The sequence below is a fragment of the Vitreoscilla sp. C1 genome, assembly GCF_002951955.2.
Classification (GTDB): Bacteria; Pseudomonadota; Gammaproteobacteria; order Burkholderiales; family Neisseriaceae; genus Vitreoscilla; species Vitreoscilla stercoraria.
On sequence record NZ_CP019644.2, the window covers coordinates 2,368,407 to 2,381,043 of the forward strand.

Annotated in this window: 11 protein-coding genes; 8 read left to right on the forward strand and 3 right to left on the reverse strand. The window is 44.7% G+C overall.

All coding sequences use genetic code 11. The annotated features are described in order from the left end of the window. Positions 1-236: 236 nt before the first annotated feature. Positions 237-1,580, forward strand: a complete 1,344-nt coding sequence (gene gdhA / locus ADP71_RS11600) for an NADP-specific glutamate dehydrogenase (RefSeq protein WP_216604013.1) — start codon at positions 237-239, stop codon at positions 1,578-1,580. Positions 1,581-1,729: 149 nt separating this feature from the next. Beyond that, a complete protein-coding gene (locus ADP71_RS11605) occupies positions 1,730-2,269 on the forward strand; it encodes a GTP-binding protein (RefSeq protein WP_019958534.1) in 540 nt (179 codons plus the stop codon). Between the two features lie 111 nt (positions 2,270-2,380). Here ADP71_RS11605 and mltA read toward each other — a convergent pair whose 3' ends face one another. Both mltA and ADP71_RS11615 read right to left on the reverse strand, forming a co-directional pair. Beyond that, on the reverse strand, positions 2,381-3,727 hold the full coding sequence (gene mltA, locus ADP71_RS11610) for a murein transglycosylase A (RefSeq protein WP_104932229.1): 1,347 nt from the start codon (positions 3,725-3,727) through the stop codon (positions 2,381-2,383). A gap of 54 nt (positions 3,728-3,781) precedes the next feature. Beyond that, on the reverse strand, positions 3,782-5,230 hold the full coding sequence (locus tag ADP71_RS11615; RefSeq protein ID WP_104932230.1) for a capsule assembly Wzi family protein: 1,449 nt from the start codon (positions 5,228-5,230) through the stop codon (positions 3,782-3,784). Positions 5,231-5,352: 122 nt separating this feature from the next. Here ADP71_RS11615 and mutS point away from each other — a divergent pair, with 122 nt between their 5' ends. The 6 genes from mutS to ADP71_RS11645 all read left to right on the forward strand — a co-directional run bounded on the left by mutS (position 5,353) and on the right by ADP71_RS11645 (position 11,766). Next, on the forward strand, positions 5,353-7,944 hold the full coding sequence (gene mutS, locus ADP71_RS11620) for a DNA mismatch repair protein MutS (protein ID WP_237343017.1): 2,592 nt from the start codon (positions 5,353-5,355) through the stop codon (positions 7,942-7,944). Between the two features lie 51 nt (positions 7,945-7,995). Continuing rightward, positions 7,996-8,409: a VOC family protein gene (locus ADP71_RS11625; protein WP_158667275.1), complete on the forward strand. Its 414-nt coding sequence runs from the start codon at positions 7,996-7,998 to the stop codon at positions 8,407-8,409. 105 nt (positions 8,410-8,514) lie between these two features. Next, positions 8,515-9,054 carry an ATP-dependent protease subunit HslV gene (gene hslV, locus ADP71_RS11630; protein WP_019958529.1) on the forward strand — a complete coding sequence of 180 codons (540 nt, stop codon included), beginning with the start codon at positions 8,515-8,517 and terminating at the stop codon, positions 9,052-9,054. Between the two features lie 52 nt (positions 9,055-9,106). Further along, a complete protein-coding gene (locus ADP71_RS11635; protein WP_104932232.1) occupies positions 9,107-9,568 on the forward strand; it encodes a hypothetical protein in 462 nt (153 codons plus the stop codon). A 45-nt stretch (positions 9,569-9,613) separates the two neighbouring features. Beyond that, positions 9,614-10,945, forward strand: a complete 1,332-nt coding sequence (gene hslU, locus ADP71_RS11640; RefSeq protein WP_019958527.1) for an ATP-dependent protease ATPase subunit HslU — start codon at positions 9,614-9,616, stop codon at positions 10,943-10,945. Between the two features lie 83 nt (positions 10,946-11,028). Beyond that, complete coding sequence (locus ADP71_RS11645; RefSeq protein ID WP_019958526.1) at positions 11,029-11,766, forward strand: DUF4870 domain-containing protein; 738 nt, start codon at positions 11,029-11,031, stop codon at positions 11,764-11,766. A gap of 72 nt (positions 11,767-11,838) precedes the next feature. Here ADP71_RS11645 and ADP71_RS11650 read toward each other — a convergent pair whose 3' ends face one another. Next, the gene (locus tag ADP71_RS11650; protein ID WP_257793081.1) at positions 11,839-12,564 is read right to left on the reverse strand and encodes a branched-chain amino acid ABC transporter substrate-binding protein; all 726 of its coding nucleotides are present in this window, start codon (positions 12,562-12,564) and stop codon (positions 11,839-11,841) included. Between the last annotated feature and the right edge of the window lie 73 nt (positions 12,565-12,637).

The following is a 12,637-nucleotide window of genomic DNA, read 5'->3' on the forward strand; positions in this document are numbered from 1 at the left end:
AGTATTGGCATTTTTTTATAGATATATTTTAGTATTGGTACTTTATTTCAAAATAAATTTTTCTTTGCTTTAAAGTAGCCAAAACTCAGTAAAAATTACCTGTTTGCTTTCTGGATTGTGCTAGAATTAGGTTCAAATTGAGCCTATACGTCGGTATTCATGGTTTAGCTGTCATCATGATGTCATTGATATAGTCTGTATGAATTTTTTTCTTGTTACACTTTAAGGATGTCATTTTGAAATATAGCAATGTGAACGAGTTCCTGAATCAGGTTGCCGTTCGAGATTCAAATCAGCCAGAGTTTTTGCAAGCCGTTAAAGAAGTGATGACCAGTTTATGGCCATTCATTGAAAAAAATCCACAATATGGCGAACATGGTTTATTAGAGCGCTTAGTGGAACCTGAACGTGTGATTCAATTCCGAGTGGCATGGGTCGATGATAACAACCAAGTTCAAGTTAACCGCGCTTTCCGTGTTCAATTCAATTCAGCCATCGGTCCTTTCAAAGGTGGCATGCGCTTTCACCCATCTGTCAATCTCTCGATTCTTAAATTCCTCGGCTTCGAACAAACTTTCAAAAATGCTTTGACCACTTTGCCTATGGGCGGCGGTAAAGGCGGCTCTGACTTCGACCCTAAAGGCAAGAGTGATGGCGAAGTGATGCGTTTTTGCCAAGCTTTGATGGTGGAATTGTACCGTCATTTAGGCTCAAATACTGACGTTCCTGCAGGTGATATTGGCGTGGGTGCGCGTGAAGTCGGCTTCATGGCTGGTATGATGAAAAAATTGAGCAATGATGCCAGCTGTGTGTTCACAGGCAAAGGCATGGCTTACGGTGGCAGCTTGGTGCGTCCTGAAGCAACAGGTTATGGCAATGTGTATTTTGCTGAAGAAATGTTGCGCACTCGTGGTATGAATTTGGATGGTCAAATTATTTCTGTTTCAGGCTCGGGCAATGTGGCGCAATATGCAGCGCAAAAAGCCACTGAATTGGGTGCCAAAGTGGTGACTTTGAGTGATTCAAGTGGCATGATTTATGTGAAAGATGGCATTTCTGAAGACATGCTAGCTGAAATTATGGACTTGAAGAACGTTCAGCGTGGTCGTTTGTCTGACTTAGCCAATGTTGCTGGCATTGAATATATTGCAGGTCAACGCCCTTGGGCTGTGCCTGTGGATATTGCTATGCCATGCGCAACCCAAAATGAATTGAATGGTGCTGATGCAGCATTGTTGATTCAAAATGGCGTGAAATGTGTGGCTGAAGGTGCTAATATGCCATCAACATTGGATGCAGTAGACGCATTTGTAGATGCGAAAATTTTGTATGCACCAGGTAAAGCATCAAACGCAGGTGGTGTAGCGACTTCTGGTTTGGAAATGTCACAAAACAGCTTGCGCTTTAACTGGACTCATGGTGAAGTAGATGAACGTTTGCATGCTATTATGAAAGACATTCATGGCAACTGCGTTCGCTATGGTAAGCAAAAAGATGGTTTCATTAACTATGTTAATGGCGCTAACATAGCTGGTTTTGTCAAAGTTGCTGATGCCATGATTGCTCAAGGTGTTTATTGATTTGAGTGATTTAATCGCAGAAACTTTAATCTAACCCAGCGTCATGCTGGGTTTTTTATTGCTATGATGCACACGGGCATTGCGCCTAGTAAGCCTTAAGTGGCTTATATGAGACTACACACACATATTTAAAACGGGAACATACCGCAATGTTTGATCACAAAATCATTGTTACCGGACCTGTAGGCGCCGGTAAAAGCACCGCCATTCGTACTTACAGTACGTCTCAGGTGGTTGAAACTGACATCTTGGCTTCAGACCAAACACAAACCATGAAAGAGGCAACCACTGTTGCGATGGATTACGGTACGATTGTTTTGGATGCGGAAACCAAAGTGCATTTGTATGGCACACCAGGTCAAGAGCGTTTTGATTTCATGTGGGAAATCTTAAGCAAAGGCAGCCGTGGGGTCATCATTGTATTGAATGCCAGCGCACGCAATCCCTTGCAAGATTTGCGTTTTTATTTGCATGCTTTTGCCGATGTTTTGGATCGTGTGCCTTTGGTGATTGGTGTCAATAAAATCAGTATGGAACAAAGAGAATCTGATTTTATTGAAAAACTGCAACAAGCTGCTATTGACTTTGGTAGTGATGCCGATGTGTTGGCGGTAGACATACGCAAGCGCAAAGACATGAATAAATTGGTCAAGCGTATTTTGTTTTCAGATAAATTGTTTGCCAAATAATCAAAGAAGCGTCCTGTAAACATTTACAGGACGCTTCTTTGATTTAGGCACTCTTTATTGCAATGAGTATGAGGCCGCATTCATGCACACCCTAAGGCATGTATGAATGCTTTAGGGTTGGTAACGAGGTGTATAACCATTTGGCAACAACATCCAAACTTGCCCTTGGTGTTTCATTTTGCCTGCCACATTGCCTGCGGCATCACCATAACCCCAGAAATAATCCACACGTATGCCGCCTTTGATAGCGGTGCCTGTATCTTGTGCCATGATTAAACGGTTGTGGGGTTGATTATGGAGTGGATGCGTGGTCGCCACAAAAATAGGTGAACCCAATTCCACATGATGGCGGTCTACTGCGGCTGAATATTCATCTGTCAACGGTGCACCTAAAGCACCGATAGGACCTTCATTGGCGCTGGCTGGGTTGGTGCGGAAGAAAATATAGCTTGGATTTTGTCCCAACACTTCAGACAATCGTTGAGGATTTTGTTGCATCCATGCTTTGATGCCTTGCATAGAAGTTTGCGCTAAGGGCAAATAGCCTTTATTGGCCATATAAGTGGCAACGGATTTGTAAGGATGTTCATTTTTATCAGCAAAACCCAAGCGCACAAATTGACCGCTTGGCGTTTGCAAGCGTCCTGAACCTTGAATGTGCAAGAAGAACAATTCGACAGGGTCATTGGCATAGGCCAAAACAGGTGCTTTGCCATTCAGGGCGCCTGCATTGATTTCAGCACGGGTGTAATACGGCACAAATTGATTGCCAACCACCCGACCTTTGAGATTGCGGCTGCGTTCGTTAATAGGGAAATTGTTCAAATTGGCGCTGAGGTTACCACCTGCAGCGATGCGACCTTGATTGGCACCTGTCACATTGATGTGCACATTGCCTTTACTTAAGCGATTGGCGTCAGGCAAAGGCACGCTGATAAAATCATTCGGAATGCCATAAATCGGGAAGCGTGCTTGTGATGTTTGGCGGGTATCGCCAAGCAAGACGGGTTCGTAATAACCCGTTACGGTACCTGAGTGATTGCCGTTATCGGTGATTTTCCAAGGTGTGAACAAATTCTCAAAAAACACTTTTGCCGCTTGATTGTTCATCGGTGTGATTTTAGCCTGTTGGCACACCGCTTGCCATTGCACTTTGTTGGTCAGTTTGGTGCAACCACGTTGGAAAGACAATAAAGATTGTTGAAACGCTTGGCCTTGCCATTCAGGGATGTCTTGGAATGTGGCTGAGGTATAGCGGACGTTTTGACCAGGTGTGGCAAAGGTTTGCCCTGCAGGCGTAGCAGGAATCGCAGAAATAGGACCTTGAATAGGGGTATTTGCATTGCCGCTGCTCGGAGGTGGTGTTGTGGTGGATGGGCAAGCGGTTAATAAGGCTGCTGTTGAGCAGATGGCGATTAAACGAAATTTATTGGAATGAAGTAATTGGTGTTTTTTCATGGCTTCTAAAGTCGAACAGGCAGCCAAGCTGCCTGTGGAATTAAAGTGGGTTGGTTACTTAAAAGGCATTGAAAGTTTCACGCCTACACCAGCACCATCGTATGTCGATACGTCAGCAGCATGGTTGTACCATACAGTTGAATCGACATTCAAACCATTTTTAAATGTCTTACCATAGCCGACTTCTAACATCGCCATTTTATCTGCATAAGATAAAATACGATTGTTGGCATGATCGGTTGGATTGACTTCTGCATAAGTGACTTTACCGCTGAGGCGTTGTTGGTCAGGCGTTGAGAAAGTGACTTTGGTGGTCACGGTTTTTGCATCACCACCTAAGGCATAGCCTAAAGGTGCACCTTGTTGGTAATAGCCATTGCGATAAATATGGTGATTGTAGGTAATGCCTTCTTTGCTGCCCAATGAAGTGGTGGTGTCTGCGCCTTCTACATACCAATTGACAGCATTGTTACCCATAGCATGGCTGCCTTCTACGCCAAGCAAATAAGTATTTTTAGAAGGTAAACCACCTGCTTCGTCTTCACCAATGGCTTGACCATAAATACTCACAGGTAAGCCAATTAAAGGTTGTAGTTTTAATTTGGCTTCAAAACCACCTAATTGATTGCCTGGTTCTTGGCTTTTTTCAGCAGCGGTATAAGTATTGTCACCTTTGCCAATCAGGCCATTCCAAAAAGATTTTGCAGATTGAGGACGACCTTCACCACCCCATTGCATGGCACGAGAAGCGCCCAGTTCCAAGTAATCAGTAGGTTGGATGTTCACGCGCATACCAATCAATTTGGCATCAGGTACGGCATCATAATGTGCCAATTGACCCGCAGTCAGTTGGTATTGCCAGCGACCTAACCATGATAACCAAGGAGATTCAAACGGTGTTTGCTCGGCACGTTGCAAGGCAAAACCAGTTACAGGACGGGCAGTATGACCCATAATCAAACTGCCTTCTTTGCCCGGACCCCACCAACGTTGTTGTTGGCCAAAAGACAGCCACTGATTGCCCAATTTGACTGCTCCATAAGAGCCATTCAAATTGCCATGACTTGAGCGATCTACACCCTCACCACCAACAGCATTGCCTTGTAAGCGCACATCAACATATTGATTTTGATATTGACCAATTGCAGACAGTTGGTGTTGGTCGGTGGTGGTGTCGCCCAAACCTTGACCCAAAGGATTGAAACCAGTGGCAGATTGTGCTTCGACGACAAAGCTGGATTTTAATGCTGCCAATCGATTGCGTACTTGGTCAATCATCAATTGGTCTTGAGTGGTTTGTGGTTTGGCGTCGCTTAATGCAATTTGAACCTCTTCGCCGCTCATCGGCCATGTAGACAAGCTGAGGTTAATCACACCACGGTTGCTTAACCAAGACAAATCTTGTTGTAATTGTTCATCAGGTAAAACCATGCCGTTGGCCAAAGCTTGCGCTCCTACCAAAGCCAGTGAACTTGCCAATAGTGTGCGTAACCAGTGTTGCATAGAATTCCTTAGGACAATCATGATAGTAGAATATTGTTTGGATTATAACAGTACGATGTCACAAGACTAAAGCAGCTTCGGTACAATATGGTTTGTTTTTACACTATATAGTTTAGATATTTATGAGTGCCAAGCCCACTGTTTCGCCAATGATGCTTCAATATTTGTCTTTGAAACAACATCATCCCGATAAATTGATGTTTTATCGCATGGGTGATTTTTATGAATTGTTTTTTGATGATGCATCCAAAGCAGCCCAATTGTTAGACATCACGTTGACCAGTCGTGGTCAATATGAAGGTGAGCCGATTAAAATGGCGGGTGTGCCGTTTCATGCCGCAGAGCAGTATTTGGCCAAATTGGTGAAGCTGGGCGAATCTGTTGCGATTGTGGAACAAGTGGGGGAAGTGGGTGCAAGTAAAGGACCTGTTGAGCGCAAAGTGGTGCGTGTGGTGACACCAGGTACTTTGACCGACAGTGCTTTGTTGGACGACAAAGACAGCAATCGCATTGTCGCCATAGCTAAACACAAAAAAGCTTGGGCAGTGGCATGGGCTTCGTTGCAAAGTGGTGAATTTCGTTGCCAATTGTGTGCAGCTGACCATATTGTGCATGTGTTGGGACGCTTGGAGCCTGCTGAGATTTTGATTGCGGATGGTCATGGTTTGGATTTGGGTGTTTTTGCCAAAATCACGACCCGTTTGCATGCTTGGCAAGTAGAAGCCGATGCAGGTCGTCAGCAGATTTTGCGTTATTACCAAATCCAAGATTTGCATGGTTTGGGCTTAGAGGGTGAAGCTTATTTGCCCGCAGTTGCTGCTGCGGGCGCTTTGCTCCATTACATTCAAATGACCCAACCACAAATGCCGCAGCACTTGGAAGCGTTGCAATGTGAACAATACAGTCAATACATTCAAATTGATGCTGCCAGCCGTCGCAATTTAGAAATCAGCCAAACCTTGAGCGGCAAAGCTGCCCCGACTTTATTGTCGCGTATGGATGTGTGTGCCACACACATGGGCAGCCGTTTATTGCATCAGTGGTTGCATCAGCCGTTAACGCACAAAGCGGAGATTGTATTGCGTCAACAAGCTGTGGTGGCTTTGTTGGCACATTACACATGGTTACAGGACGCTTTTAAACCCATTGCAGACATCGAGCGTATCACAGCACGCATTGCCGTTGGCAGTGCGCGTCCACGAGATTTGGCAGGATTGCGTGACAGTTTATCGGTGTTGGCACATTTGGCTTGGCCTGAAAAATGCACCAGCGAATTACTCACCAATTTGCAAACGGTATTGCCACAAGGCTTGGCTATCGCAGCCCGTTTACAGGCCGCTATCTTGCCTGAGCCTGCTGTGTGGTTGCGTGATGGTGGTGTCATCAATGATGGTTTTGATGCTCATTTGGATGATTTGCGCCATGTACAAAATCATGGTGATGAATTTTTACAAGCATTGGAAGCACGAGAACGTGAGCGCACGGGTTTATCGACGCTGAAAGTGGAATTCAATCGGGTACATGGTTTTTACATTGAATTGAGCAAGGCGCAAGCTGAGTCTGCACCAAGCGATTACCAGCGTCGTCAAACTTTGAAAAATGTTGAACGCTATATCACACCTGAATTAAAATCGTTTGAAGACAAAGTGTTGACTGCGCAAGATCAAGCTTTGGCGTTAGAGAAAAAACTGTTTGATGCGTTGGTGCTAGAGTTACAGGACGCTTTGAGTTTATTGCAGCAATTGGCGAAGGCAACGGCAACTTTGGACGTGTTGGCAAGTTTGGCGGCTGTGGCGGCGCAAGACGGATGGGTTGTACCACAATTATTAGATTTTCCGTGTATCGACATTCAGCAAGGTCGTCATCCTGTGGTGGCGGCACAAGTGACACAATTTATCGCCAATGATGCGCAACTCGATAGCAAACGCCGTTTGATGTTGTTAACAGGTCCCAATATGGGTGGTAAATCGACGTTCATGCGTCAAACGGCTTTGTTGGTATTGCTTGCTCATGTCGGTTCTTTGGTGCCTGCGCAGTCTGCTCGCATTGGTATGGTCGACCAAATTTTTACCCGTATTGGCGCATCCGATGATTTGGCGGGCAATCGCTCGACTTTCATGGTGGAAATGTCGGAGTCGGCTTATATTTTGAATCATGCCACGGAAAAATCGTTGGTATTGATGGACGAAGTGGGGAGAGGTACATCCACATTTGATGGCTTGGCGTTGGCGCAATCGATTGCCGAATATTTGCTACAAAAAAACAAATCGCTGACTTTGTTTGCCACACATTATTTTGAATTAACCAAGCTGCCTGAACGCTTTCAGGACGCTTTTAACATGCATTTGAATGCTTTGGAACAAGGACAAGACATTGTGTTCTTGCACCAAGTTCAAGCAGGACCTGCCAGCAAAAGTTATGGCGTGGCGGTGGCAAAATTGGCAGGTTTGCCGAATAAAGCTTTACATTCTGCACAGCAATATTTACAACAATTAGAGCAACAACAGCGTGAACAACAGGCACAATTGGGCTTGTTCCAAGAGTGGGAACCTGATGCTCAAATCACAGTCGATGAGCATGTTGATACAACTTGTATTCCTAATGAATATTTAGCTTGTATCGAAGCCTTACAACAATTGCAAGCCGATGAGCTCACCCCTAAAGCTGCTTTGGATGTGATTTACCAATTGCAAGCATTGCTGCCTCAAGCATAAATCCAATGGGAGTCTCTTGGCTGCGATACTGATTAAAACAGGAGTATGACCATGAGTTTTAGCCCATTTGTGATGTTTGATGGTGATTGTGAAGCGGCATTTGTGTTTTATCAGAGTGTTTTTGGTGGCAATGTGCGATTGTTGCGTTATAGCGATGCACCTTTGTTGGAGCAAGCCAGTGCTGCTTTGAGCCCAAAAATCATGTTTGCGCAGTTGGATTTGGGCGGGCAAGAATTATTAGGCTGTGATACGTCTGAAAACATGTATCAGCCACAACAAGGCATGTTGGTGTCGTGGCAAGGCGATACGGAAGAAGATGTGGAGCGTATTTTTGAAGCTTTGAGCGAAGCTGGTATGGTTCGCAAGGCTTTGGATTATACATTTTGGACACCTAAATATGGTTTGGTTGAAGACAAGTTTGGTGTGATATGGATGATTAGCTGTCGTTCTCATGCCACGCTTTGAGAGGCGAATGACATTTTTTATGTCAGTTTGGCTTGATGTCCGAACAGTTTGCCCTCATCTTAAATAAGTCAATCAAGGTGAAATATCCATAATTAAGGAGTTTATATGCAGCAATTTGACGGCACGACGATTGTGTCGGTGCGACGTGGTGAACATGTGGCCATCGGTGGTGACGGTCAAGTCACTTTGGGCAATACCATTATCAAAGCCACCGCACGCAAAGTGCGTAAATTGTATAACAATCAAGTGTTGGCAGGTTTTGCAGGCGGTACAGCAGATGCGTTTACTTTAATTGAGTTGTTTGAAAGCAAATTGCAAAAACACCAAGGCAAATTGATGGTGGCAGCGATTGAGTTGGCAAAAGAATGGCGTACAGACCGTGCATTGCGTCGCTTAGAAGCGATGTTGATTGTTGCGGACAAACACTATACTTTGGTGATTACAGGCAATGGTGATGTGTTAGAGCCTGAAGACAGCATTGCGGCGATTGGTTCGGGTGGTGCATTTGCACAATCTGCAGCGCGTGCTTTGATGGAAAATACGGATTTAGCGCCTGAGGTAGTGGTTAAAAAGTCGCTGGAAATTGCAGGCAGCATTTGTATTTACACCAATCAAAATCATACGATTGAAATTTTGGGCGCATAAACTTATTGCAGCAAGCAGTAAGCGTATAGTGGCTTATACAGGGAAAACAAATATGTTGAAAAAACTGACTTTGGGTTTGATGGCGGTATTAAGTACGAGTGCAGTCATGGCTGCTGGTTTTGGTGCACAAGATGCTGGTGTATATGAATTGGTGACGTTGAAAAACAACCAACCTGCAGGTTTGTCAGGCATTCAAATGCGTTTGACTCATCAAAATGGCCGTTGGGCTATGGATGGTAAAGACGGTACTTTAAAAGGTGCTGCTAAAAACCAATGGCAAAATATTTGTTCAACCAGTAATTGTGATTTTAAAGCCTCTACAGGCAGCCAACTACAAGCGATTTTCCCACAATTGGCGCAAATGAAAAAAGCCGATGATATTGGCTGTATTCAAAATCAAGTACAAGCATTTTGCCGTTTTGACAGCAAGGCTCAGAAAGGCTATACCAGCTATATGATGGTAGCCTTACAATCTAAGCCACCGGTGCAAATGATTTTGCAACGTCAAGAATAAAAACATTTTGATGCTCCGCGTGAGCATGAAGAACAGGATCTATTTATGTCAGCAGCCGTAATGACACCACAAGAAATTGTGTCAGAATTAGACAAACACATTATTGGTCAACACAACGCTAAAAAATCAGTTGCGGTCGCTTTGCGTAACCGTTATCGCCGCAGCCAAGTCGCTGAACCTTTGCGCACTGAAATTGTGCCAAAAAACATTTTGATGATAGGTCCAACTGGCGTAGGTAAAACCGAGATTGCACGCCGTTTGGCTCGCTTGGCAAATGCGCCTTTCATCAAAATTGAAGCGACCAAGTTCACGGAAGTCGGCTATGTGGGTCGTGATGTGGATTCAATCATTCGTGATTTGATTGAAAATGCGATTAAAAATGTGCGTGAAATTGAAATCAAAAAAAACCGCGACCGTGCGCAAGATGCAGCAGAAAATCGTGTTTTAGATGCTTTGTTGCCACCACCACGTCAAGTCGGTTTTGAAGGTGAAAAACCAGAAGCTTCACCTGAAACCAATACCCGTCAAAAATTCCGCAAAATGTTGCGTGAAGGCAGTTTGGACGACAAAGAAATCGAAATTGATGTGGCACAAGGCGCTGCAGCGATGTCGATTATGGGTCCTCCGGGAATGGAAGACTTTACCCAGCAATTGCAAGGTATGTTTGCCAATATGGGTCAAGGCAAAACCAAAAAGCAAAAAATGCGTGTTGATGCGGCGATGAAATTGTTGCTAGATGAAGAAGCGGCAAAATTAATCAACGAAGACGATATGCGTGAAAAAGCGGTGGCTGCGGTCGAAAACCATGGCATCGTGTTTTTGGATGAAATCGACAAAATTGCAGGCAGTGATCGTGCGGGCGCAGACGTTTCTCGTCAAGGCGTACAACGTGATTTGTTGCCATTGGTGGAAGGTACTACGGTACAAACCAAATACGGTATGATTAAGACCGATCACATTTTGTTTGTGGCTTCTGGTGCATTCCATTTGAGCAAGCCTTCAGATTTGATTCCTGAATTGCAAGGTCGTTTCCCGATTCGTGTTGAGTTGGATAATTTGTCGGTAGACGATTTCAAACAAATTTTGACTGGTACGGATGCTTGTTTGACCAAGCAATACCAAGCGTTGTTGGCGACCGATGAAGTAGAATTGGTCTTTACCGATGAAGGCGTGGAGCGTTTGGCGCAAATTGCATTCCAAGTGAACGAAAAAACTGAAAACATTGGCGCACGTCGATTGCATACAGTGTTGGAAAAATTGTTGGAAGAAGTGTCATTCTCTAGCCCTAAAGGTGAAGTAGTCATTGATGCGGCTTATGTGAATGAGCGTTTGCAAAATGTGGCAGAGCAAGAAGACTTGGCTCGTTATATTTTGTAAGATTTGAAGCTAGGCTCAGGCAGATGGTTCTGCTTGAGCGTCCTGTAAACAAGCAATACCTATTGAAACCAAGAGGGAATGTCATGTCTTACCAATCTGCTTATTTTAACCGCAAACAGCAAGCCATTCGTGCCATGAGTGATATTGCTGCGGGACATACTGAAAACACAGTGGCCGCTGATAGCCAAGCGACCGTGTTTCCAATTCGTTATGCCAAAGATTTAATGGTACAAACCGCAGACAGCTTGCAAGATGACGTGAAACAAGCATCTATGGCTGAGGCAGCGCATACTTCTAACCATGTGACACAAGGTGTGAGCGAACTGGTTGAGCCTAAATTGGCAGCGTCAGAAGCTGTAGCAGTCAATGAGGCTGAAGAAGTTGTGTTGGAAAAAGCATCAGACAATACAGCGGCAGCGCAAACAGAAGCAAACACGGATCAGCCAGCTGCATCTTCTGAAAAATACCAAACTTATACCGCTAATCAATCTTTAAATGCCAATGTGTCTAAAGATGAGCGTGGTTTGGCATTGGTCATGTGGTTGGGCAGTTTGGTGTTTTTGATGATTCCTGCCATGATTGTCTTGCTCAATGGCAATGCATCCGATTATTTGAAACAACAAGCGCGTGAAGCTTTGAATTGGACTTCTACCTTCTTGTTGGGCAGTGTGGCGTGTACGATTTTGATGCTGATTTTCATCGGTGGACCATTGCAAGTCTTGTTGAGTATCGCGCACGTGATATTCTGTTTGTTGGGTGCGAATGCGGCACGCTCAGGCAGTACATATCGTGTGCCTATGGCTTGGCGTCCATTGGATTAATCATTGGGTATTCCAACAAGCGTCCTGTAATATTACAGGACGCTTTTTAATTGATTTGAGACGGCTTAAAAATTACTCAGCCACAACCCATTGACCGTCTTTGATGGTGTAAATGGTTACCACGCCATCTTTCAAGTCGCCGCTTTCTGTGAATGAGATTTTGCCTGTAATGCCTTCAAATTGAGAAGCGGCCAATTTTGGCACATATTGCGCTGCATCTGCAGATTGTGCTTCATTCATGGCGTTAATCACCACATTGGTCGCATCGTAAGCATATGGAGAGTAAGCCACAACTTCGCCACCAAATGCGGTTTTGTATTTCTCAGCAAAGGCCGCGCGACCTGGCATCTTGTCGTCAGCTACTGAGGCGGTAGAAGCGAATGCGCCATTCGCAGCATCGCCTGCTAAAGTTGGGAAATTGCTGGTTTTCAAGCCATCAGCACCCATGTATTTGGCTTCAACACCTTGCTTACGCAATTCTTTCAACAATGGTGCACCTTGTGGGTCCATGCCACCGTAGAAAATCAAATCAGGTTTGGCAGCTTTCATCGCGGTTACAATCGCACCAAAATCGGTAGCACTGGTGCTGGTGAATTCGGTTGCAATTTTCTTCGCGCCAGCGGCTTCGGCAGCAGTAGCGAAGTCATTGGCCAAACCTTCACCGTAAGCCGTTTTGTCATGAATCACAGCAAAGGTTTTTGCACCCAATTTGCTAACTGCATAAGCGCCCAGGGCATCACCTTGTTGCTTGTCGTTCGAAATCACACGGAACGTGCCTTTGAAGCCTTGTTGGGTCAGTTTAGGACCTGTGAGCTATAGTCATTTCTGGTGTATGACGAACAAATGAAGAAGGCGTATCCTGTTGATTGAT